The sequence below is a fragment of the Streptomyces sp. NPDC026575 genome (assembly GCF_055567415.1).
In genome coordinates this window covers 325,174-348,285 of the sequence record NZ_JBVHQM010000007.1, presented here as the reverse complement: position 1 = coordinate 348,285, position 23,112 = coordinate 325,174, and the positions used below count along the sequence as shown (strand labels likewise).

Sequence of the window (23,112 nt, the reverse complement as noted above, 5' to 3'; positions counted from 1 at the left end):
TCCGTAGGGCTGTCACCGCACCCGACAAACAACCGCCCGCCGCAGGCGAAACGGCGAACAACCACCACGGCGCCGCAGCCGACAACGTGGGAAGCCAGCCAAGCGCAGCGAACGGGCTAGAACGCAGGGCGTTCCGGATCCAGTTCCGCGACGCCCCCCGTAGGGGAGGACGCCAGGGCGAAGTGCCGGCGGGGGATGCGGCCCGCCCTATAGGCCAGCCGGCCCGAGGCGACCGCGTGGCGCATCGCCTCGGCCATCAGTTCCGGCTCCTGGGCGCGGGTCACCGCGGAGGCCAGCATCACCGCCGCGCAGCCCAGCTCCATGGCGAGGGCGGCATCCGAGGCGGTGCCGGCGCCGGCGTCCAGGATCACCGGGACGCCGGCGCGTTCGGTGATCAGCTGGAAGTTGTGCGGGTTGCGGATGCCCAGGCCGGAGCCGATCGGCGAGCCCAGCGGCATGATCGCGGCGCAGCCCGCGTCCTCCAGTTTGCGGGCCAGCACCGGATCGTCGTTCGTATAGGGCAGCACGGTGAAACCGTCGTCCACCAGGGTCTCGGCGGCGTCCAGCAGCTCGATCGGATCGGGCAGCAGGGTGCGTTCGTCGGCGACGACCTCCAGCTTGACCCAGTCGGTGCCGAGCGCCTCCCGGGCGAGCCGGGCGGTGAGCACCGCCTCGCCCGCCGTGAAGCAGCCCGCCGTATTGGGCAGTACGCGGATGCTGTGCCGTTCCAGTACGGACAGCACCGAGCCCTGCACGGTCGGGTCCAGCCGCCGCATGGCGACCGTCGTCAGCTCCGTACCGGAGGCCAGCAGCGCGCGTTCCAGGACGTCGAGGCTGGGCGCCCCGCCGGTCCCCATGATCAGGCGGGATCCGAAGGTGGTGCCGGCGATGCTGAGGGGGTCGGGTCCGGTGGCGGTCGGGGCGGGGGCCGCCCCTCGGGACACTGCGGTATCGGTCATGTCTGCGGATCAGCCTCCCTGGACCGCGGTGAGCACCTCGACGCGGTCGCCTTCGGCGAGCGGGGTGGTGGGCCACTGGGTGCGCGGCACCACGACTTCGTTGACGGCCGCGGCCACCCCGGTGGGCGCCGCGGACAGGGTCGCGACGAGCCGGTCGAGGGTGAGCCCGCCGGGGATCTCGCGGGCCTCGCCGTTGACCGACACGGACATACTGGCGCTGCTCATACGGGCTGCTCCTCCGGCAGGCGGGTGCGCGCGGCCCCCGGGGCGGTGGGGGAGAAGCGCGCGGGGGTGAAGGGACGGGCCTCGTCGAGGAGGTCCCCGGTGGCCAGCACCTCGGCCATCACGTCACCGGTGACCGGCGTCAGCAGCACCCCGTTGCGGAAGTGGCCGGTGGCCAGATGGAGGCCGGGCAGCGCGGTCGGCCCGAGGAGCGGCGCGTTGTCGGGGGAGGTGGGGCGCAGCCCGGCGCTGCTCTCCACCAGCGGCAGCTCGGTGATGCCGGGGACCAGCTCGTGGGCGTCCCGCAGCAGCTCGTAGACGCCGCCCGCGGTGACGGTGGTGTCCCAGCCCAGCTCCTCCATGGTGGCGCCGACGACCAGCTCGCCGTTCTCCCGCGGCACCAGGTAGAGGGGGTTGCCGCGGACGACGGCCCGTACGGTGCGCGACAGGAAGGCCGGGGACCCGGCGGGCACGTCCGGCAGCCGCAGCCGCAGCACCTGCCCCTTGACCGGCCGCACCGGCGGCAGCACCTCGTCGGGGACCCCGGTCAGGCGGCCGCTGCGGCTGCCCGTCGCGAGCACGGTCTGGCCGGCCGACAGCCGCGTGCCGTCGGCGAGTTCGGCGCCCGAGGCGCGGCCGCGGTCGACGGTCAGCCGCTCGGCCCGGCTCCGGTGGAGCACCACCCCGGCCCGTTCGCAGGCCACCAGCAGGGCGCTCGCCAGCCGCCGCGGATCGACCTGGTGGTCGCCGTCGACCCGCAGGCCGCCGCGTACGCCGGGGGCCAGCATCGGCTCCAGGCGGCGGCACTCGCGGCCCGTGAGCCACTGCGAGTCCAGGCCCGAGCGGATCTGCAGGGCGTGCAGATCGCGCAGGTGGGCGCGGTCGTCGGCGTCCAGCGCGACGGCCAGGGTGCCGCACCGCCGGTAGCCGATCGAGGCCCCGGACGCCTCCTCCAGCTCCTCGGTGAAGCGCGGGTAGCGCCGCGCCGAGGCGAGATTGAGGGCCAGCAGGGTCTGCTCGCCGTAGTGGAGCTCGGTGACCGCGGCCAGCATCCCGGCCGCGACGCGGGCCGCGCCGCCGTCGGGCGCCGGGTCGGCCACCGTGACGGTCAGCCCGCGGCCGGCCGCCCGCCAGGCGGTGACCAGGCCGATGATGCCGCCCCCGATGACGAGCACATCAGGGTGCCCGGTGACTGGTTTCGATCGTGTGGCAGATGGATGCATGGGCGTCCAGCCCCTCCCTTCGCCGGCATGACCCGGATCAGGTTCGTACGGTCGGAGGCCGGCCAGCCTCCCTCTCAGCCCGGTGCGTCCGGGCTCCCGCGAGTGCGTGTAGCCGTCACCCTAATACGGGGCGCCAGGCGGGGTAAGGGAACGGTCGGTGTACGCGGGGGCACCGGTGGTGCGTGTGCGGCCGTGCCGTCCCCGGAGCCCGCGGGCCGGGGCACAGCCCCCGGGGGCGGGTATGACGCTGTGTCAGAGATCTCGTCGCGCGGTGCTGCGAGCGGCGTCGCACACCGTCCTAGAGTGATCGGGTGAGCGAGCAGAGCAAATCCTCCCAGCCTTCCGGCCACACGCCGCGCGTCGTGATCGTCGGCGCCGGAATCGCGGGCGTGCAGACCGCGGTCGCCCTGCGCGAACAGGGGTGGCGCGGTGCGATCACGCTGCTCGGTGACGAGCCCCACCAGCCCTACGACCGCCCCCCGCTGTCCAAGGCGGTGCTGCTGGGCAAGGCCGACGGCTCCGCCTTCGACGTGGACTTCGCCGCGCTCGACATCGAGCTCCACCTCGACCGCCGGGTCACCGCCCTGGTGCCGGACGCCCACCGGGTCGACACGGTGCGGGGTCCGATCGCCTACGACTACGCGGTGATCGCGACCGGTGCCGAACCGATCACGCTGCCCGGCAGCGAGGGCCTGCCCGGCGTCCATCTGCTGCGCACCCTCGACGACGCCGAGCGGCTGCGGCCGGTACTCGCCGCCCAGCACGAGATCGTGGTCGTCGGGGCGGGCTGGATCGGCGCCGAGTTCGCCACGGCGGCGCGCGAGGCGGGCTGCGCGGTCACCGTCGTCGAGGCCGCCGACCGCCCGCTGGCCGGTGCGCTGCCCGCCGAGGTCGCCGCCCATATGGCCGGCTGGTACGCGGACGCCGGCGCCGAGCTGCGCACCGGCGCCCGGGTCGCGGCCGTCACCGCCGGCCTCGTCACCCTCGCGGACGGCGCCACGCTGCCCGCCGACGCGGTGGTCGTCGGGATCGGGGCCCGGCCCGCCACCGCCTGGCTGGCCGGCTCCGGCGTCGAGGTGTCCTCCGAGGACGGTTCGGTGCTGGCCGACGACCGGCTGCGCACCTCCGTGCCCGATGTGTACGCGGTCGGCGACTGCGCCTCCTTCCCGTCGGCCCGTTACGGCAGCCGTCTGCTGGTCCACCACTGGGACAACGCCCTCCAGGGCCCCCGTACGGTCGCCGAGAACATCGCCCGCGGGGAGGCGGAGGGGCTGGTCTACGACCCGGTCCCGTACTTCTGGTCCGAGCAGTTCGGCCGGTTCGTGCAGTACGCGGGCCATCACGGGGACGCCGATGAGCTGGTCTGGCGCGGTGATCCGGCGCAGGCCGCCTGGTCGGTGATCTGGCTGCGGGGCGGACGGCTCGTGGCGCTGCTGGCCGTGGGGCGGCCGCGGGACCTCGCCCAGGGGCGCAAGCTCATCGAGCGGGGCGTGACCCTCGACCGGGACCGGGCCGCGAACGCCGCCGTACCGCTGAAGGCCGCGGCGCAGTAGGCAGGCGTGTCGTCACCCTCCGGTGTGCCGGAGGCCCCTGATGGCGATGCCCGGCTACCGACTGTCAGTGCGAGGTGGCAGGCTTGTCCTGTGACCGAGATTGACGCAAACATCGATGGACTCGTCCCCGCCTGGCTCACCCTCCCCGACATCGCCGAAAAGCTCGGCGTCGAGGTGACCCGCGTCCGGCAGCTGGTCAAGGAGGGCCAGCTGATCGCGGTGCGCCGCGGCGAGAACAGGGTGCTGCAGGTACCCGCCGATTTCATCAAGGACGACAAGGTGGTCAAGGGCCTCGTCGGCACACTCACGCTCCTCAAGGACGACGGCTTCACCGACGAGGAGATGCTGGAGTGGCTGTTCACCCCGGATGAGACCCTCCCCGGAACCCCGGCGCAGGCGCTGCGCGAGAATCGCGGCACGGAGGTGAAGCGCCGGGCCCAGGCGCTCGCCGTCTGACGTGCCCGGCGCTCGTCAGCGACCGCATCAGCATCCGTAACCACACCTACGGGGTGTACGGGTCCGGAAGGTCCGGCCCGTACACCCCCGACCTGGGGGAAGCCGCCCGATGAGCACCGCACGACAGGCCCTGTCCGACGCCCGGCTCTACCTCTGCACGGACGCCCGCAGGACCCAGGGCGACCTGCCCCGGTTCCTGGACGCGGTGCTCTCCTCCGGCGTCGACATCGTCCAGCTGCGCGACAAGGGCATGGAGGCCGGCGAGGAACTGCGGCACCTGGAGGTCTTCGCGGACGCCTGCCGCCGGCACGGCAAGCTGCTCGCGGTCAACGACCGTGCGGACGTCGCCCATGCCATCGGCAGCGAGGTGCTGCATCTCGGGCAGGGCGATCTGCCGGTCCCGGCCGCCCGCGCCATTCTCGGCGCGGACGTCCTCATAGGCCGCTCCACCCATGCCGAGGCCGAGGTGGACGCCGCGATCGCCGAGCCCGGGGTGGACTACTTCTGCACGGGCCCCTGCTGGCCGACGCCCACGAAGCCGGGCCGCCACGCCCCCGGCCTCGATCTGGTCCGCTACACCGCGGCGCGCGCTCCGCAGCGCCCCTGGTTCGCGATCGGCGGGATCGACGCCGGCAATCTGGACGAGGTGCTTCAGGCGGGCGCCCGCCGGGTCGTGGTGGTCCGCGCCCTCACGGAGGCCGACGATCCGGGAGCCGCGGCCGCCGCGCTGGCCAAGCGGGTGCGCGAGTGCGACGACGACCGGGCCTAGGGAGACACCCCACGGAGGACGGCCGGGGGAAGGCACCCGCTGAGGCTCGGGAGAGCCGGGCACGGGTGGCGTAGGGGGCGTTAATCGGACGCCCAGGCGGCCGGAAAATGTCCAATCAGTGGACACGAAGCCGACCAACCAGGCAAAACGTCGATGACGGTTGGTGTGTGCCCGGCCCGTGGTTAACCTGCCGGTATGGCCCTAGGTACAGCTTCCACCAGGACTGATCGCGCACGCACCGTGCGCGAACTGCTGGCTTCCGGCAAGCAGTCATACTCGTTCGAGTTCGCCGCCCCGAAGACCGAGAAGGGCGAGCGGACCCTGTGGAACGCCATTCGCCGGATCGAGGCGGTCGCCCCGACGTTCGTCTCCGTGACATACGGCGCCGGCGGCACCTCCCGTGACGGCACGGTGCGCGCCACGGAGCGCATCGCCACCGACACCACCCTGACCCCGGTCGCCCATCTGACCGCGGTCAACCACTCGACGGCGGACCTGCGCAACATCATCGGCCAGTACGCCGACGCCGGGATCCGCAACATGCTCGCGCTGCGCGGCGACCCGCCCGGCGACCCGATGGGGGACTGGGTCAGGCACCCCGACGGCCTCGACTACGCCGCCGACCTGGTCCGGCTGATCAAGGAGTCCGGCGACTTCTGCGTCGGCGTCGCCGCCTTCCCCGAGATGCACCCGCGCTCGACGGACTGGGACACCGACGTCGCCCACTTCGTCGACAAGTGCCGGGCCGGCGCGGACTTCGCCATCACCCAGATGTTCTTCTACCCCGAGGACTACTTCCGGCTGCGGGACCGGGTGACCGCGGCGGGTTGCTCGACGCCCATCATTCCGGAGATCATGCCGGTCACGAACGTCCGCCAGATCGAGCGGTTCGCCCAGCTCAGCAATGCCGCCTTCCCGCCCGAGCTGGCCGAGCGCATCCTCGCCGTCAAGGACGACCCGGCGGCGGTACGCTCCATCGGGATCGAGTACGCGACGGATCTGTGTGCGCGCTTGATGGCCGAGGACGTTCCCGGGTTGCACTTCATTACCCTGAACCACTCCACGGCGACCCTGGAAATCTACGAGAATCTGGGGCTGCACCAGCAGTCCTGATCACGGTGGCCGGCGAACGGCGGAAGTAGGGCGTATATGGGCTGGACGGTCCTCTACATCGCGTTCGGCCTGGTCGCCCTCTGGCTGCTGGGTGAGGTGCTGCTCCAGTACAAGGCCCGGCTGCGCTGGCGGCTGCTCGCCTTCACCGGCTTCCTCGGCGTGGTCGTCGGCGTCGTCATCCCGTCGGTGATCGTGATCGGAGTGGGACTGGGCGCGTTCGCCGTCGGCCAGGTCAATGTGACGCTCTCCTTCAGGCGCGGCTTCACCACCGGCTGGGCGCTGGGCGGCAAGCCCGGCGCCAGCCGCCGCCGGCGGAGCCGTGCGGCGGGTGCGCCCGCCGCCGAACCGACCCTGCAGGTCTCCGACTTGGAGGCGGCGGAGCCCGCCGACGGCCCCGACCGGGGCGCCGACGGTGGCCCGGACACCTTCGAGAGCACCGGCGGCTTCCAGAGCACCGGCGGCTTCCAGAACCAGGACACCTACGCCGGGCAGGGCTCGTACGACTACAAGGCCGACGGTTACCCGGCCGACGGCGGCTACCGCGGCCAGGACCCCTACCAGGACCCGCAGGACCAGAGCGTCTTCGCCACCCAGGCATTCCCCGCGCCGTCCTACGACGGCCCGTCCTACGGCGCGCAGCAGTACGACGGCCAGGGCGACTACGCGCGGGCCGACACCGCCGACGTGTACGCCCCCCAGCCGATGCCCGACGAGACCGGCCAGTACGGCGTCTACAGCCCCGACGCCCGCGCCCCGCAGCCCGGCTACGGCGGCTACGACGCCTACGGCACCGCCGACGGCAGCGGGAGCGGCGACGGCAACGGCTATGCGTACGGCGGCGGTTACGGTCAGACCGCGGCCGGCCAGGACGGCTACGCCGACCCCTACGCGGCCTACGGGGACGGCCAGAGCCAGGCGCCCTACTCCGACCCCTACACCGGCGCCCAGCAGTACTCCGGGGCCTACGACCCCTACGAGCAGCAGGACCCCTACGCCCAGCCGTCCTACGGCGCGCAGCAGTACGACGGGCAGGGCGGGCCGACCGGCCAGAACGCGGACCAGGGCTACGGCGGGACACCGCCCGGCGGGGCCTGGGTCCCGCAGCAGCGCGACGGCGAACTCCCGCCCGAGCAGCCGCCCTACCCGTACCAGCAGCAGGGGTACGACGGGCAGCCGTACCGCTACTGAACCGCACGGACCGGACGGGGGCGCGGCGACGGCTCCTGCCGGCCACGGCCGCCGTCAGGCCCACCCCGGCCGCCGTCAGGCCCCTACCGCTCGCCTCTCCGCCGTCTCCCCGCTCAGGTGGAGCCGTGCCAGTCGTCGCCGTTCACGATCAGGCCCGCGACGAGCGCGCCGGACATCCCGGAGTGCGCCAGCCCGCCGCCCGGGTGCGACCAGCCACCGACCGCGTAGAGCCCCGGTATCCGGGTGCGATTGCCGGGCCGCAGAAAGCGGCCGTCCCGGCCCGCCAGCGCCGGGCCCGGCACCAGCGCGTCCTCCGCGGGCGGCAGCACCTCGCGCCACAGCACCCGCTCCCGCAGCCCCGGCACGGCCGCCTCGGCGACCTCCGCCAGCCGGTCCGCGGCCGCCTCGGCGGCCGCCCCCTCAAGCCGGCCGGCCGGGGGCGGCGCGACGGTCGCGGTCAGCGTCACGGCCTCATGGCCGTCGTCGGGCCGGGTGGTGGCGTCGTCCGGGCGCAGCACGGTCACCGTCGGCCGCGCGCAGACCGGCTGCGGACCGTCGCCGAACACGCCCGCCAGCTCCGCCGCGCGGTCCGCGGCGTGCACGACGGTCCGATGGGCGGCGCCCGCCTCGCGCGCTCCGCGCAGCGCCAGGCAGACCGTGAGCCGCCCCGTCGCGCGGTCACCGGGGCCGGTCCGCGGCCGAACGTCGTCCGGTCCGTACGGCTCGCGCCCGTCGAGGAGCGCCGGCAGCCGGGCCGGATCGATACCGGCGACCACGAACTCGGCCTCCGCGGCCCGCCCGTCCGCCAGCTCGACACCCGTCGCCCTGCCGTCCTTCTCGACGATCCGGGTCACCTGCGCGCCGAAGGCGAACTCCACCTTGCGCGCCAGGCAGCGCTCATACAGCGCGTCGGCCAGCGCCCGCATACCGCCGCGCGCGTACCAGCTCCCGAAGGTCTGCTCCATGTACGGCAGCACGGCGGCGCTCGCCGGGGCGCTGCGCGGGTCGAAGCCGTACGCCAGCGCATGGCTCTCCAGCAGCGCGATCAGCCGGGGGTCGGCCAGCTCACGGCGGGCGACCTCGGCGAGCGTGGCGGTCGTGGGGCCCTTGTCGCGCCCGAACAGTCCGCGTCTGCGCACCGCCGGATACGGATCGCGCCCCAGCACCCGCCACTCCTGCCACAGCGGCTCCTCCAGGAGCGGCCGCCGGGTGGCGTCCCATGCCTCACGGGCGCGGCCCACCAGCGCGCTCCAGCGCTCGCCGGCGCCCGCGCCCAGCGCCTCGTCCAGGGCCGCCAGCACGCCCGCCCGCGAGGCGTTGGGCAGCGACACGGCCGTGCCGTCGGCGAAGACATGGCGGCTCGCGGGGTCGACCTGGGACAGCTCGACGCGGCTCTCCAGCGGCTCACGGCCGGTCTTGAGGAACAGGTCGCGGTAGACGGCCGGCAGATGCAGCAGGCCCGGCCCCGTATCGAAGCCGAAGCCGTCCCGCTCCAGCCGCCGTACCGCGCCGCCGTGCGTCGCGCCGCGTTCGAACACCGCCACCTGGTGGCCCGCGACGGCCAGCCGGGCGGCGGCTGCCATCGCGCCCATCCCGGCGCCGATCACCGCAATCCGTGCCATGCCTGCGACTTTATCCGGCGCCACTGACAGTGCCCGCGCCGCCGGTGCGCACGGAGGTCCCGGCCCGGGGTGGGCCGCGCTCAGCCGACCGGTGGCACCGCCTCGCCCGCCGCGGCCAGCCGCTTCTCCGCGCGCCGGGCACGCCGGCGCCGCAGGAACCGGCGGATCCGCGACCAGAGCAGGACCACCATCGCGATGCCCGCGGCCAGCAGCACCGCCGCGATGACCGCCGCGGCCACCGGATGGAAGACCGCGAAGGCGATGAGCCCGGCGACGCCGAGATCCTCCAGCAGGCTCAGCACGATGTTGCTGGCCGGCTCCGGCGAGGTGTTGACCGCGATCCGCGCGCCCGCCTTGACCAGATGGCTCAGCAGCGCCGTGGTGCCGCCCACCGCGCCCGCCGCCAGCTCGGGCAGCGAACCGTCGTGCCCGGCCAGCAGCGCCGCCACCACGCAGCCGGAGATCGGCCGGATCACCGTGTGCACGGCGTCCCAGACCGAGTCCACGTACGGGACCTTGTCGGCGACGGCCTCGCACACGAAGAGCACTCCGGCCACGATCAGCACGTCGGGGCGCTGCAGCGCCGCGGGCACCTCATCGGCGACGCCGGCCGTGCCGAGCAGGCCGAAGAGCAGGACGACGGCGTAGGCGTTGATCCCGCTCGCCCAGCCACTGGTGAAAACCAAGGGAAGTACGGACACGCCGGAGATCGTAGGCCCCCACTGGGGGCCGGTGCTCAGCTTTGAGTATCCGTACTCAGACGACCAGATGAGTAGGTACGCGGATGGGCCGGAACCCGCCAGGACGGAAGAGTATGCGCCACGGAAGGGAAGCGGCGCCGCACCGCCGACACGGGGCGGCGGAGCGGCGCGGCTCCCGGACGTGACGGGGGACACGGGGGAAGTACGGGGGCACGGGGGCTCCACGGGGGAGCACGGGGGAAGCGCTGTCCTGGTCGGATCGGCGGGGGAACGGTTCGTGCCAGGGCAGCGCACTCTTTTGTGCGGGCCCACGGGGGAGAAAGGGTGCGCGCCGTACCTGACCACCACGGCGCGCACTTCTCTCCCGGCCGCCAGGAGGGCTCCCGGCCGCTACGAGGGAGGGCCGCTGACCCGCCCCTGGAGCAGCCGCGACAGCGCGGCGTGCACCTCGTCGATCGACCGGTCCGGCTGGTAGGACTGCCAGTCCAGGGCGGCCACCAGGACCATCCCGAACAACGCCGAGGCCGTCAGCGGGATGTCGATCTCCTCGCTCAGCTCCTCGTTGGCCACCGCCTCCCGCAGCACGTCCTCCACCACCGTGATGGCCCGCTGGCGCACCACCATCAGCGTCGACTGCCAGGCCCGGTTGGTGCGCCACAGCTCGGCGACGTAGAGCTGGGTGAGCGCCGGGTAACGGGAGATGAAGTCCAGCCCGGCCCGGATCATCGCGTCCAGCGCGTCGATCCGGCTGCCGCCCCGGTCCGCCACGTCCTCCGCGGCATCCTGCAGGGAGGTCGCCAGCAGCTCTATGCCGTGCCGCAGCAGCTCCTCGAAGAGAACGTTCTTGCTCGCGAAGTTGTAGTAGACGGTGCCCTTCGCGACGCCCGCCCGCTCGGCGATCTCGTCCACCGTGGTGGAGGAGAAGCCCTGTTCGGCGATGAGCGTGACCGCGGCCTCGAAGAGCTTGCGCCGGGTGGCGTCGCGGCGTGTAGTGGAGCTGTCCATGGAGGCGATTGTGCCGGTACCCATCGGGTGCGTGCTCACAGGCTCAGCTCCGGGTGCAGGTCCTTCATCCGCACCACCTGGCGGCCGCGCGCCGTCAGGGACGTCAGCACCAGCGCCCCGGCGGTGAACGCCAGCAGCACCGCACTGCCCTGCCATACGGGCGCGAGGTCACCGCCCGTGATCAGCCGGCGCAGCCCCTCCACGATGTAACTCATCGGCAGATACGGGTGGATGGCGCCGAAGAAGCCGGGACTGGTCTGCACCGGGTAGGTACCGCCCGCCGAGGTCAGCTGGAGCATCAGCAGCGCCAGCACCAGGATCCGGCCGGCCGGTCCGAACTGTGCGTTCAGCCACTGCACGATCGCCGAGAAACAGGCCGTGACCAGCACCAGGAAGCCGATCGTGCCGGCCGACCACGCCATCTCCAGACCGAGCCCGAAGTGGAGTACGGACATCAGCGCCGCGGTCTGCAGCACCCCCACGCCGACCACCGGCAGCCACCCGGACACCGCCACCCGCCAGGAGGACGCGCCCATCGCCAGCGCCCGCCGGTTGAGCGGCTGGATCAGCATGTACGCCACCATGGCGCCCACCCACAACGACAGCGGGATGAAGTACGGGGCGAACCCGGTGCCGTAGTTCGGCGCCTTGTGGGCGGAGTCCGAGGCGAGCTGCACCGGGTCGGACATGACCAGGGTGCGTGCGTCGCGGTCCTTCTTGCCGTAGTCGGGGATCTGCTTCACCCCGTCGTGCAGCCCGCCGGCCAGCTTCCGCGAGCCGTCGGAGAGCTTGAAGAGCCCGCCGTCCAGGGTGTGCGCGCCGCTCTTCAGCTTGCCCACGCCCGCGTCCAGGTCGCCCATGCCGGAGGCGGCCCGGCCCGTGCCGTGGTGCAGTTGGTGGGCCCCGTCGTCGAGCTTGCCCGCACCGGCGGCCAGTCGGGCGTTCCCGGCGGCCAGCTTGTGGGCGCCCGCGGACACCTTGTGCGCGCCGTCGTTGAGGTCGTTGATCTTCTTGACCGCGGCGTCCATGTCGGCGCCGAGCGTCGGCCCGTGCTTCGCCAACTCGTCCGCCAGGTCGTGCAGGGCGGCCAGGTCCCGGTCCAGCTGGTCCAGGTTCTTCTGGTCGTGCACGTACCCGCTGATCTCCTCGGCCTTGTCCGCCGCGGCGGCCGCGTCGTCCTTGAGCTGCTTCAGCTCGTCGCAGGAGGTCTCCAGGGTGATGCCGCTCTCACAGCGCGAGTGGTAGTACCGCGCCAGATGGTCGGAGATCCCCCGGGAGAGCTTCGCCCCTGTGGAGGCCGCCGCCGGGAGCGCGCCCAAGTGGTCGCGGACCGCCTGTGAACCGTCCGCGACGAGCCGCGCCGCCTCGCCGATCTCCTTGCCGTGCGCCCGGACGAAGGGCCCCACCTTGCGGTCGATGTCGTTGACCGTGTCGGCCAGCTGCTGAGTGCCGTCGGCCACCTGCCGGGAGCCGTCGGCCAGTTGGCGCGACCCGTCGGCCGCCGTACCGGCTCCCCGCGCCAGGTCGGAGCTGCCCTGGGAGAGCCGCCCGGCGCCCGCGTCGAGGTCGCCCAGGCCGGTGACGAGCCGGCCGCTGCCGTCCTTCGCGGTGCCCAGCCCGTCGGCCAGTTTGCCCGCGCCGTCCTTCGCCCGCCCGATGCCGTCCCGGAGGCGGCCGGCGCCGTCCGCGGCCTCCTGGGTCTTGTCGTGCAGGGTCGAGAACGAGACGAAGATCTTGTCGAAGAAGGTGCGCGACGCCTTCTTCGAGGCCGCCGCGCGCACCTCGGAGAACACCGTCCGGGAGATCTGCCCGACGATGTAGTTGTTCGCGTCGTTCGTCCGCACCTTGAGGGCGCCGGTCTCCGGGTGGTCACCGGAACTGGAGGCGATCCGCCGGCTGAAGTCCTTCGGGATGGACAGCGACAGGTAGTACGTGCCGTCCTCGACGCCCCTGGCGGCCTCCTCGGCGTCCACCGGGCGCCAGTCGAAGGTGTGGCTGTCGGCCAGTCCGTCGACGATGCCGTCGCCCGCCGAGATCCGCTTGCCGCCGACGTCCGCGCCCTTGTCCGCGTTGACCAGCGCGACCGGTATCTTGTCCAGCCGCCCGTACGGGTCCCAGAAGGACCACAGGTACAGCGCGCCGTACAGCAGCGGCAGCAGCAGAAGGGCCGCCAGCGCCGCGCGCGGCAGCTTCCCCCTCCCGAACCGCTTCAGCTCAAGCGCGGCCAGCTTCGGCGAGCGCATCGACCGCCCCCTCCTCGTCGTCGTTCTCGTCCTGTGCGGGGCGCTCGTCGTCCCCGTCCTGCGCGGGGGGCTCGTCGCGCTTGCCCTGCGAGGAGTGCCCGTCGTGCTGGTCCTGTGAGGGCTGCTCGTCGTGGCCGTCCTCGGAGGTGGCCTGCTCCGGGCGGCCGCCCGTACCCACCAGCACCACGCCCTCGCCGCCCTCGGGGGGCTCGCTGCACACCGCGAGCACCGTCGTGCCGGCCGCCGCCAGGCCGCGCAGCATCGTCCAGGCCGCCGCACGCTCCTCGTCGGACAGCTTCAGGTCGGTGTCGTCGACGGCGAGCAGCCGCGGGCCGCCGATCAGCGCCAGCGCCACGGACAGCCGCAGCGCCTCCAGCCGCTCCAGGTCGCGCACGGAGGTGCGGATCCCCTTGGGCAGCGCCTCCAGATCGAGGCCGGCCGCTTCGAGCGCGCCGTCCACCAGTGCGCGGGCCTCGGCCCGGCGCTCCCGACGCGGCCGCAGCAGCGCACGCAGCGAACCGCCGAACCGGCCTTGCAACAGGGCGCGTTCGCGCAGATGCTCGCCTACAGTGAGGGAGGGATCAAGCTCGGCGACGCCCGGCACATGGGCGAGCGCGGACACGGACCGGACCGCGGCCATCTTCTTCGGCAACGGCAGCCCGCCGACCTCGGCGGTGCCCGCGGCCGGCTTCATCCGCCCGGTGAGCGCGAGCAGCAGACACGTACGGCCCGAGCCCGAAGGGCCCTGTACGGCGATCAGCGAGCCGGGCCCGGCAGTGATGTCGACGTCCTTGAACGCCCATCCGCGGGGGCCTTTGACCCCGAATCCCGCGGCCGCGACCGCCGCCCCGTGCGGGGTGCTGTCCACGATCCCCTCCCTTGAACTGACCAGTCAGTTCAAACACTATGCGGTATCCCACCCCCCGTTCCGCAAGAGGGTGTGGCGAATCGATCGGGAATCCGCCGGGATTCCATGGGGGTTGCGCGGCGTTCCACCAGGATTCGTCCATGCCCGGCAGGACATTTCACGGTGAGTCGGACAGGTGAGGCAGTGGGGGCTCTGGTCGGAATCCGGCCCGGGGTTCCGGCCGCAGTCTGGTCGGGATTCCGATCGGGATTCCGGTCTGGATTCCGGGCGGGGTTCCGGTCTGGATTCCGGGCGGGGTTCCGGCGGCAGTGTGCGCAGAGCGCGAAACCCTTCCCGTTTCCTACGAAAGGGCAGGTCAGGGGCGATTGTCAGTGGTGTACCTCACGATGGGGTCATACGGTCCGAATCAGCATTCGGTCCCAACCGGCATGCGACGACAGGAGGTTCGTCATGGCAGCTCGTCCCAATGGGGGCAGCTCCGCTGCGTACGGTCCCCCGAGCGATGTCCACCCCGTCCTGCGGCGGGCCGCCGCACCACCCGCCGCCCTCGATCTGCTCGCCCAGGCCCAGCACGGCCTTGACGAAGCCCAGACCCTGCAAACCCCCAACGAGCGGTTCGCCACGGCCCATCTGGCCGCACTGCGCACCGCCGCCGCGGTCCTCGCGGTCCGCGGTCGTCCGGAGACCACGGTACGGCGCAGGCAGCGTATCCGTAGTGCCTGGGAGGTGCTGCCGGAGGTGGCCCCCGAACTCGCGGAGTGGAGTGCCCTGTTCGCCGCCGGAGCCCCCCGCCGGGCCAAGGCCGAGGCCGGCATAGCCGGCGCGGCCAGTCGCCGCGACGCCGACGATCTCCTGCGCGATGCCGCGATGTTCCTGCGCCTGGTGGAACGCATGCTGCTCCTCCAGCCGTCCCTGCCGCCCCAGCGGGCGGGGTAAGGAGAGCGGAAAGGGGGCCGGGCGGGGCGGAAGGCCGAGATCTGCGAGATCTGCGAGATCTGCGGGAGAGGCGGTGAGGGGCGGCGAGGGGTGGGGCGGGGGTGGGGTGGGTGAGGGGGAGAGCCCCCGGGGGGAGGGGAAAGAGGAGGAGAAAGGGCGACTTCCGCCCGCCCCTAGCGACCCCCACGCTCTGCGGCACCCTCCGGGGGCGGCCCTGCGGCACCCCCGGGGCCCAGGCGCGCCCCGGGGTGCCCCCCAGGGACCCACCCGAACCGCGACCTTCCCCCACGCCCCTCCCGCCGCCCCACGACCCTCCCCCTTGGCGACCACCCATCAGCAACCACCCATCAGCAACCACCCCATCCGCGACCACCTCATCAGCGACCACGCTCCGCATAACGATCACGGCATAACGATCACGCCGCACGCAATCCGTGCGGCTCTGCAATCGGCGGATGGCGTGGGACGGAATAGGGTGGTGGACGCCTAGATGTTCATGCCCCCGCCGAGGAGCCACCCGCCGTGTCTGACCCGCTGCGCCCGCGCGCATCCCTTCGTACCGCCGTGGTCTGGGACGTCCTCAAGGACGCCCTGGAGCGCCGGGTCAAGGCCGCCGGGCGCGACGCCCTGGACGTCCTCGACACCGGCGGCGGCTCCGGCAACTTCGCCGTGCCGGTCGCCCGCCTCGGTCACCGCGTCACCGTCGTCGACCCCAGCCCCAACGCCCTGTTCGCCCTGGAGCGCCGCGCCGCGGAGGCGGGCGTGGCCGACCGGGTACGTGCCGTACAGGGCGACGCCCACGGCCTGTTCGACGTCGTCGAGCGCGGCGGCTACGACGCCGTGCTCTGCCACGGCGTGCTGGAGTACGTCGACGACCCGGCCGAGGGCCTCCGCAACGCCGTCGACGCGCTGCGCCCGGCCGGCACCCTCAGCCTGCTCGCGGCCGGTCTGGGCGGCGCCGTCCTCGCCCGCGCCCTCGCGGGTCACTTCACCGAGGCCCACCAGGCCCTCACCGACCCCGCCGGTCGCTGGGGCGAGGGCGACCCGATGCCCCGCCGGTTCACCGCCGACCAGCTCACCGAGCTGATCGCCGCCACCGGCCTGGAGGTCGGCGCGGTCCACGGCGTGCGGGTCTTCGCCGACCTGGTCCCCGGCGTCCTGGTCGACACCGAGCCGGGCGCCATGGACGCGCTGCTGAAGCTGGAGGCGGCCGCCGCGGAGCAGCCCGCGTTCCACTCCGTGGCCACGCAGCTGCACGTCCTCGCGGAGCGCGACTGACCCGCACGGCACGGCCGACTACCGCGTGCAGTCGGCCACAGGCCACCCGATCAGCCCCTTCGCCCCGTATGATCGGGGTACGACGTTCCGGCATGACGGACAGGCGGGTGGGGAATGCAGGCAGCATCACCACCGGCCGCTGCGGCGGCCCGGACAGTGAATTGGCGTCGAGGGGCGGGTTTCACGGGGGCGAATCCCTGCCTATCCTGAAAGGGTCGCACCCCGGTCGCCCCCCGCGACCGACGAGTAGGAGGACTCCGTGCCGCTCTCGGAGCACGAGCAGCGCATGCTCGAGCAAATGGAGCGAGCGCTGTACGCCGAAGATCCCAAGTTCGCGACAGCGCTTGAGGGAAGCGGGCTGCGTACGTACACCCGGCGACGGGTCTACCAAGCGGTCGCGGGCTTCCTGGTGGGTATCGCCCTGCTCATGGCCGGCATGGTCGCGCAGCAGATCTGGATCAGTGTGGTGGGATTCCTCGTCATGCTCGGCTGCGCGGTGCTGGCGGTCACCGGATGGCGCAAGGCTCCCAAGCCCGGTGAGCAGCAGGCCGGCGCGGGTGCGGGTACGGCGGCACGCCGTCAGACCAGGCAACGGCGCTCGATGATGAACCGCATCGAGGACCGCTGGCAGCGGCGCCGGGACGAGCAACAAGGCCACTGACGCTTACTGACGTCCCGAGGTCCGGCAGCAGTCCAACCGGTCCCTAGCTCTTCTTCCGTCCTTCTGCCCTTCTGTCCTTCTGTGCAGTGCCGTTTTTGCAGTGCCGTTTTTCCCCGTGCCTTTTTCTTCGCAGTGCTGTGGTTTTTCGTAGTGCTGTGGTTCTTCACGTTCTTCGTGATGCTGTGGCCGCCCGTCGGGAACGGGCGGCCACAGCGCGTTTCTGTCTCGCTCAGGCCGCCTGACCTCGGCTCATCTGCTGCCTGGGCGGCAGCGCCTGCCTGAGCGGACTTTGCCGACCGTTCGGGTCACGGCTGATCACCCTGGTCACGCCCGCTGCTCCTGCTGCTCCCGGTCATGTGCTGCTCCTGGTCAGGCCCGTCGCCGGCGTCCCGGTCGGAGGGTGGCCAGCGCGCGCCGCGCCGAGACAACCGGGCGGCTGGTGCGGCACCGGAGCATCAGGGACGCCCAGCGGGCCGCGCAGGCCCACCGGAGGCGGGCCGCGGAGCGCGGGGCGAGCAGGGCGCGCAGCCGTATGCCACGCGTCGCGCCGGTCCGCAACCCGGCCCGCACCTGGTGTACGTCCGCGGCGAGGCCGGATGCCGGCTGGGGCCGAGGGGCGTACAGGACCTGCTCGACGGCGGCCGCGACGCGGTGTGCGGCCGCGGCGGGCTCCGGTTGCAGTTCCCCGACGCGAATGATCCGCGCGGCCGCCTTGCGCGGTGTCAGCGACTCGTCCGGCGGGATGCCGAAATCCCAGCCGGTGTCGAGCAGCTCCTGCCAGGCGGCGAGGGTGGTCGCCGTAGCGTCCCGGTCCGGGCCGCCGGCCAGCCGCCCGTCGCGGATGCGCCACCGCCACAGCAGCGGGAGCGCGGGCAGCACCAGCACGAGCAGCGCGGCCAGCGCGATGCCGGCCACCGCCCAGGGCGAGGGGCCGTCGTCGGACGGGCGGGCGCCGGACTCCGCGGGCAGTGCCGCGCAGGCCGAGCCCGCACCGGACGGCTGCTTGCCGGGACCGCACGAGGGCTCCGCCGACGGAGCCTCGGGGGAGGTCTCGGGCCGGGAGGGTGCGGGCGCCGGGTTGCCGGGGTCGGCCGTGCCCGAGGTGTCGGGGTAGGCGTAGTCCGGGATGGTGCCCCGGCTCGGGGTCGGCTCGAAGCGGGTCCAGCCGATGCCCTGGAAGTACAGCTCGGGCCAGGCGTGCGCGTCCTTGAGGCTGACCGATGTCGTGCCGTCGGGCTGCTTGGTGCCCGGGGTGAAGCCGACCGCGACCCGCGAGGGGATGCCCAGCGTGCGGGCCATCGCCGCCATCGAGAACGAGAAGTGGACGCAGAAGCCCTCTTTGTCCCGCAGGAAGCGCGCTATGGCCTGGGAGCCGCTGCCGGCCCGGACGTCGGTGTTGTAGTTGAACCCGCCGTAGAGCGCGAACCAGTCCTGGAGCTTGACGGCTCTGGCGTAGGCGGTCGGCGCGCCCTTGGTGACCTGGCGGGCGGTGCTCCGCACGACTTCGGGGAGCGAGTCCGGGACCTTGGTGTACTCGCGCAGCAGGTCTGCGGGCGGCGCCGGGGCGCCGGCCAGCTGCCGGGACGTGGGCCGCACCTGCAGGCTCTCGACCTGGTACTGCAGGCCGCGGGTGTTCTGCCCGCGGTCCCCGACGAGCGTGCGGCCCTGGGGTTCGTAGCGCCAGCGGCCGGAGATGTCCACCTTGGAGGCGGGGAAGGGGAGCGGCAGCCAGTTCTGCGCGTACCACTGCGCGGTGGAGATGGAGGTGTTGATCCGGTTCAGGTCGACCCTGGGGCTGAGGCCGGTCGGCTGCGGGAGCCGCTCGGGGACGTCGGTGACCGTCCGCTCGGACGGCTTCCAGGTCGTGCCGTCGAACTGGTCGAGGGCGACGATCCGCAGATACAGATCGCGGGTGTCGGCCGCGGTGGTGCGGTAGTTGAGGACCTCCTTGTCCTCGGGTTGGTTGAGGCTGTCCTGCAGCGACACCAGGGGGTTCACCGCGGAGATCGTGCCGCCACCGCCGCCGGGTCCGGCACCGCTGCCGGTGCGGCCGAACAGCCCGCCGCCGAGGGAGGGCAGCGCGGCGGGCACCACCAGCGCGATGCCCAGCACCACGGCGCCGATCCGGTGGCCCGTACGGACCGGGGCCAGGGCGGCGGTGCCCGCCCCGGTGGCGAAGCCCTGGCCGCCCGGCCGGTCCGCCCCGGCAGCCGGGCCGCCGAACACCCGGCCCCACTGGGAGAGCCGGTCCCGGCCCTCGGCCAGCAGGAGCAGCAGATAGCCGGCTGCCGCGAGCAGGAACCACAGCCAGCCCGCGCCGCCCTGGGTCAGCCCGGCCGCCACCGAGTACAGCGCGAGCAGCGGCAGTCCGGCGGGGGCGGCGCTGCGGTACGTGACCGCCAGCGCGTCGACGATCAGGCCGATCACCAGGACACCGGCGATCAGCAGCAGCCGGATGCCGGGGGTGACGGGGGCCGGGATGGCGTACCGGCCGACGTCCTGGACGCCGTTGTGCAGCAGCCGGCCGAACTCCGCGAGGGCGTCCGGGCCCGGCAGCAGCCCGAGGATCGCCTCGGTGGGGGCGAAGAGGAAGGTCAGCAGCAGGACCGTCACCAGGGCCTGGGCACCGATGGTCAGCGGCCTGGCGAGGGGGACCCGGCGGGCCGCCGCCCCCGTGCCGGTCATGAACGCCAGCAGCACCGCCGCCTGGAACATCCAGCCGACCGGTTCGACCAGCGGCAGCAGCGCACCGGCGGCGCAGAGGGTGGCCACCGCAGAGGTCAGCGCCAGCCGCGCCCGGCCGCTCATGCTCCTGCCCCGCTTCGTCCGGGGCGGCCTTCGTACGCCCCGCGGTCGTGCGCCAACGCCCAGCTCCCCCTCATGTCCGTCCCCCTGCCACCGCCGCCGAGCCCTCGCCCGTCTCTCCGCCCACGCCGGCCGCCCGTTCGGACATCGTCCCCGCACGGTCCGCCGCCACCCGCCACAGGTCGGGAAGGGCGTCGCCGGGCGTCACCGGCAGCGCCGTCCAGCCCGCCCGCCGCAGCAGCCGCAGCCGCTCGGCCACCGGGACCTGGCCGGTGGAGAACCTGATGCCGCCGGGGCCCCGGGCCCAGGCGTCACCGTCCAGGACGAAGGCGATCGCGGCGCCGGTGCGCCGGCGCATCTGCCCGGCGACTGCGGCCTGTTCGTCGTCCAGATCGCCGAAGAAGGCGACCAGCAGTCCTTCGCTGCCGCCGCGCAGCACGTCATACGCCGCCGAGAGCCCCTCCTGCTCGGAGTGCTCCACGACGGCGAGGGTGTCCAGCAGCAGGCCCGCGGCGTCGGCGGACGCCGCGCCGCCCGCGAAGCCGCCGTGGCCGTCGGGAGCGGGCACGGACGTACCGGTGTCCGTCAGCAGCCGGACCGAGAAGCCGCGCTCCAGCAGATGCACCGCGGTCGACGCGGCCGCCGTCACCGCCCACTCGAAGGCCGAGTCGGGGCCGCCTCCCGGATGGGCGAGCTCGCGGGTGTCGAGCAGGACCGTGCAGCGCGTCTTCTGCGGCTGCTCCTCCCGGCGCACCATCAGTTCGCCGCGGCGCGCCGTGGACCGCCAGTGGATCCGGCGCCGATCGTCGCCGTGCCGATAGTCGCGCGGAATGATGTCGTCGTCGCCGGCCAGCGCGAGCGAGCGCTGCAGTCCGTCGCCGTACCCGGCCGCCTCGCCGGCCAGCCGGACCGCGGGCAGCGGCTCGGTACGGGGCACCACCGTCAGCGTGTCGGAGGCGCTGAAGGAGCGGGTCAGCTCGCACATCCCGAACGGGTCGGACAGGCGCAGCTGCAGCGGTCCCAGCGGATAGCGGCCGCGCAGGTCGGAGCGGACGCGGTAGGAGACCTCGCGGCGGCCGCCGGCCTCGACGCGGTCCAGGATGAAGCGCGGCCGGGGGCCGAGGACGTAGGGCACCCGGTCCTGGAGCATCAGCACGCCCGTGGGCAGCCGGGAGATGTTCTCCATCCGCAGCCGGACCCGGGATTCGGCGGCCGCGGGCACCCGGGCGGGGGAGAGCGTACGGCTGCCGGCGACGCGGTAGCGGGTGCGGTGCAGCACCAGGACGCACACCAGCGGCAGGGCCGCGAGCAGCAGCCCGACCCGCAGCAGATCCGCCTGCCCCAGGAGGTAGGAGCACACCGCGGCGGCCACCCCGGCGGCCAGGAACGACCTGCCCCGAGTCGTCAGCCCCCCGAGGGCCGCCCGCAGCCCGCCCCGCTCGGGCGTCCCGTCCATGCCCCCCTCCGCCATCACAACCCCCGTACGCCGGGCGGCTGCCGTCCGTGGCTCCGCCACGGCTGCGCGGAGGGGTCGGGGACCGGGACGCGCTGGAGGATCTCCAGCACGAGCTGTTCGGCCGAGCGGCGGTTCAACTGGGCCTGGGCGGTGGGCAGCAGGCGATGCGCGAGCACCGGCACCGCCAGGGACTGCACATCGTCCGGCAGGGCGTAGTCCCGCCCCAGGAGCGCGGCGGCGGCCTTGGCGGCGCGCAGCAGATGCAGCGTGGCCCGCGGCGAGGCGCCGAGCCGGAGCTCGGGGTGGTTGCGGGTGGCCACCACCAGGTCCACGGCGTATCTGCGGACCGTCTCGGCGACATGGATCTCGCGCACCGTGTCGATCAGCTTCAGGATCTCGTCGGCGTGCGCCACCGGCTGGAGGTCGTCGAGCGGGGAGGCGCCGCCGTGCACATCGAGCATCTGCAGCTCGGCCGACGGGCTGGGATAGCCGATCGACACCCGCGCCATGAAGCGGTCCCGCTGCGCCTCGGGGAGCGGGTAGGTGCCTTCCATCTCCACCGGATTCTGCGTGGCGACGACCATGAACGGGCTGGGCAGTTCATAGGTCTGCCCGTCCATCGTGACCTGGCGCTCCTCCATGGACTCCAGGAGCGCGGACTGCGTCTTGGGGGAGGCGCGGTTGATCTCGTCGCCGATGACGATCTGGGAGAAGATCGCGCCGGGCTTGAACTCGAAGTCGCGGTGCTGCTGGTCGAAGATGCTGACGCCGGTGATGTCGGAGGGCAGCAGATCGGGCGTGAACTGGATGCGCCGCACCGAGCAGTCGATGGAGCGGGCCAGGGCTTTGGCAAGCATGGTCTTGCCGACGCCGGGAACGTCCTCGATCAGCAGATGGCCCTCGGCGAGAAGCACGGTCAGTGCGAGCCGTACGACCTCCGGCTTGCCTTCGATGACGCTCTCCACCGACCGGTGGACGCGCTCCGCGGTGGCGGTCAGATCTCCACCGGCGCTCGGCCTCCCCCGCACGGGCGGACCCTCAAGGCTCGCTCGTTCGTCATACGTCGTCACTCGGCCCTCCTCGGCCCTGTACCGCGGGCCGACGCCCCCTCTTGCGGACCCGGCCCCTCCCCGAACACGCGCGTCCCGCCCGGCCACCGCCGGCGCGACGTCACCTACGCATTCTTGCTGCCCGCGCGGCTCCGCGTCATGGCCTGTGGATAACTCACCACGTGATATCCGTACCTTCCCGGCGAACCGGTCCTTCCGGCTCGATCCGCGGGTCCGCCGGGAAGGTCGCGCAGGTCAGGCGCGCGGCTCGATTTCCCGCAGCAGACCTGTTGTCACGTCGAACACAAAGCCGCGGACGTCGTCGGTGTGCGGAAGGAAGGGGGAGGTGCGCACGCGCTCCATGGACTGCCGGACATCCTCGTCGAGGTCCTTGAACGCCTCGACGGCCCAGGTGGGGCGCTGTCCGACCTCCTCTGCCAGCTCGTGGCGGAAGTCCTCGGTCAGGTTGAGCAGACCGCAGCCGGTGTGGTGGATGAGGACGACGGAACGGGTGCCGAGCGCCCGCTGGCTGATCGTCAGGGAGCGGATGATGTCGTCGGTCACCACACCGCCCGCGTTGCGGATGGTGTGGCAGTCGCCGAGTTCGAGGCCGAGGGCGGCGTGCAGGTCGAGGCGGGCGTCCATACAGGCCACCACGGCGACCTTGAGGACCGGCCGGGCGTCCATTCCGGGGTCGGTGAAGGCGGCGGCATAGCGCTGGTTGGCCTCGACGAGACGGTCGGTGACCGTGCCACCGCTACGGACGGCGGGGTCGTCGGCGGACTGGGACAGCGGCTTCGACGCAGGTATGGGCATGGATTCACGGTAGTCGCCACCGGCCGTTTCGGCTGCATGAGAGGCCGGGCATAGGGGGCAACATCACTCCTTGTGAGGTAATGCACAGGGCCGCCCGCGCGCCCCCCATCCGGGTGAGAGGCCGTCGCGAGCCCCGCGGAAAGCCGTCGCAGGACGCGCGGAACCGGTTGATTGACCGGGACAGCCGGT

General features: G+C 73.1%; 20 protein-coding genes and 1 riboswitch. Of the genes, 8 read left to right on the top strand and 12 right to left on the bottom strand.

Translation table 11 applies throughout. From position 1 onward, the window contains the following. Positions 1-116: 116 nt before the first annotated feature. The 3 genes from ACZ4NB_RS13025 to thiO form a co-directional block, all read right to left on the bottom strand. Positions 117-857 carry a thiazole synthase gene (locus ACZ4NB_RS13025; protein ID WP_467660861.1) on the bottom strand — a complete coding sequence of 247 codons (741 nt, stop codon included), beginning with the start codon at positions 855-857 and terminating at the stop codon, positions 117-119. A 111-nt stretch (positions 858-968) separates the two neighbouring features. Further along, a complete protein-coding gene (gene thiS / locus ACZ4NB_RS13020) occupies positions 969-1,184 on the bottom strand; it encodes a sulfur carrier protein ThiS (RefSeq protein ID WP_467660831.1) in 216 nt (71 codons plus the stop codon). Then, the gene (thiO, locus tag ACZ4NB_RS13015; protein WP_467660829.1) at positions 1,181-2,404 is read right to left on the bottom strand and encodes a glycine oxidase ThiO; all 1,224 of its coding nucleotides are present in this window, start codon (positions 2,402-2,404) and stop codon (positions 1,181-1,183) included. Before thiO ends, thiS begins: the two co-directional genes overlap by 4 nt. Then, positions 2,402-2,514: riboswitch (TPP riboswitch) on the bottom strand. It overlaps the preceding gene by 3 nt. Before the next feature lie 201 nt (positions 2,515-2,715). Between thiO and ACZ4NB_RS13010 the strand changes: the two genes are divergently transcribed. The 5 genes from ACZ4NB_RS13010 to ACZ4NB_RS12990 all read left to right on the top strand — a co-directional run bounded on the left by ACZ4NB_RS13010 (position 2,716) and on the right by ACZ4NB_RS12990 (position 7,483). Beyond that, complete coding sequence (locus tag ACZ4NB_RS13010; protein ID WP_467660827.1) at positions 2,716-3,957, top strand: NAD(P)/FAD-dependent oxidoreductase; 1,242 nt, start codon at positions 2,716-2,718, stop codon at positions 3,955-3,957. Positions 3,958-4,047: 90 nt separating this feature from the next. Next, positions 4,048-4,413, top strand: coding sequence for an Rv2175c family DNA-binding protein (locus ACZ4NB_RS13005; RefSeq protein ID WP_467660825.1), 366 nt, complete (start codon positions 4,048-4,050; stop codon positions 4,411-4,413). A 109-nt stretch (positions 4,414-4,522) separates the two neighbouring features. After that, complete coding sequence (gene thiE, locus ACZ4NB_RS13000; protein WP_467660823.1) at positions 4,523-5,182, top strand: thiamine phosphate synthase; 660 nt, start codon at positions 4,523-4,525, stop codon at positions 5,180-5,182. 195 nt (positions 5,183-5,377) lie between these two features. Continuing rightward, positions 5,378-6,295, top strand: coding sequence for a methylenetetrahydrofolate reductase [NAD(P)H] (metF, locus tag ACZ4NB_RS12995; RefSeq protein ID WP_467660822.1), 918 nt, complete (start codon positions 5,378-5,380; stop codon positions 6,293-6,295). Between the two features lie 36 nt (positions 6,296-6,331). Then, positions 6,332-7,483, top strand: a complete 1,152-nt coding sequence (locus tag ACZ4NB_RS12990) for a hypothetical protein (RefSeq protein ID WP_467660820.1) — start codon at positions 6,332-6,334, stop codon at positions 7,481-7,483. 113 nt (positions 7,484-7,596) lie between these two features. Here ACZ4NB_RS12990 and ACZ4NB_RS12985 read toward each other — a convergent pair whose 3' ends face one another. From ACZ4NB_RS12985 to ACZ4NB_RS12965, 5 genes are all read right to left on the bottom strand, one after another. Then, positions 7,597-9,105, bottom strand: coding sequence for a phytoene desaturase family protein (locus tag ACZ4NB_RS12985; protein WP_467660818.1), 1,509 nt, complete (start codon positions 9,103-9,105; stop codon positions 7,597-7,599). Between the two features lie 80 nt (positions 9,106-9,185). Further along, positions 9,186-9,806, bottom strand: a complete 621-nt coding sequence (locus tag ACZ4NB_RS12980) for a DUF4126 domain-containing protein (RefSeq protein WP_467660816.1) — start codon at positions 9,804-9,806, stop codon at positions 9,186-9,188. Between the two features lie 390 nt (positions 9,807-10,196). Next, entirely contained in the window at positions 10,197-10,811 is a 615-nt protein-coding gene (locus ACZ4NB_RS12975) for a TetR/AcrR family transcriptional regulator (protein ID WP_467660814.1), read from the bottom strand. A gap of 35 nt (positions 10,812-10,846) precedes the next feature. Continuing rightward, complete coding sequence (locus tag ACZ4NB_RS12970) at positions 10,847-13,054, bottom strand: YhgE/Pip family protein (protein WP_467660812.1); 2,208 nt, start codon at positions 13,052-13,054, stop codon at positions 10,847-10,849. After that, positions 13,026-13,922, bottom strand: a complete 897-nt coding sequence (locus ACZ4NB_RS12965; protein WP_467660810.1) for an ATP-binding cassette domain-containing protein — start codon at positions 13,920-13,922, stop codon at positions 13,026-13,028. Before ACZ4NB_RS12965 ends, ACZ4NB_RS12970 begins: the two co-directional genes overlap by 29 nt. Before the next feature lie 450 nt (positions 13,923-14,372). Here ACZ4NB_RS12965 and ACZ4NB_RS12960 point away from each other — a divergent pair, with 450 nt between their 5' ends. From ACZ4NB_RS12960 to ACZ4NB_RS12950, 3 genes are all read left to right on the top strand, one after another. Continuing rightward, positions 14,373-14,858, top strand: a complete 486-nt coding sequence (locus ACZ4NB_RS12960; protein ID WP_467660808.1) for an SAV_6107 family HEPN domain-containing protein — start codon at positions 14,373-14,375, stop codon at positions 14,856-14,858. A 522-nt stretch (positions 14,859-15,380) separates the two neighbouring features. Continuing rightward, positions 15,381-16,136, top strand: coding sequence for a methyltransferase (locus tag ACZ4NB_RS12955; RefSeq protein ID WP_467660806.1), 756 nt, complete (start codon positions 15,381-15,383; stop codon positions 16,134-16,136). Between the two features lie 259 nt (positions 16,137-16,395). Then, positions 16,396-16,797 (top strand): DUF3040 domain-containing protein, encoded by a 402-nt coding sequence (locus ACZ4NB_RS12950; protein WP_393494196.1) that lies wholly within the window; start codon positions 16,396-16,398, stop codon positions 16,795-16,797. Between the two features lie 369 nt (positions 16,798-17,166). On the opposite strand, the gene ACZ4NB_RS12945 is transcribed toward ACZ4NB_RS12950, so the two are convergent. The 4 genes from ACZ4NB_RS12945 to ACZ4NB_RS12930 all read right to left on the bottom strand — a co-directional run bounded on the left by ACZ4NB_RS12945 (position 17,167) and on the right by ACZ4NB_RS12930 (position 22,923). Next, on the bottom strand, positions 17,167-19,605 hold the full coding sequence (locus ACZ4NB_RS12945; RefSeq protein ID WP_467660804.1) for a transglutaminase TgpA family protein: 2,439 nt from the start codon (positions 19,603-19,605) through the stop codon (positions 17,167-17,169). 70 nt (positions 19,606-19,675) lie between these two features. Then, positions 19,676-21,073, bottom strand: a complete 1,398-nt coding sequence (locus ACZ4NB_RS12940; RefSeq protein ID WP_467660802.1) for a DUF58 domain-containing protein — start codon at positions 21,071-21,073, stop codon at positions 19,676-19,678. After that, positions 21,073-22,128: an AAA family ATPase gene (locus tag ACZ4NB_RS12935; protein WP_467660800.1), complete on the bottom strand. Its 1,056-nt coding sequence runs from the start codon at positions 22,126-22,128 to the stop codon at positions 21,073-21,075. Before ACZ4NB_RS12935 ends, ACZ4NB_RS12940 begins: the two co-directional genes overlap by 1 nt. A gap of 234 nt (positions 22,129-22,362) precedes the next feature. Continuing rightward, positions 22,363-22,923 (bottom strand): beta-class carbonic anhydrase, encoded by a 561-nt coding sequence (locus ACZ4NB_RS12930; protein WP_467660798.1) that lies wholly within the window; start codon positions 22,921-22,923, stop codon positions 22,363-22,365. Positions 22,924-23,112: the final 189 nt, after the last annotated feature.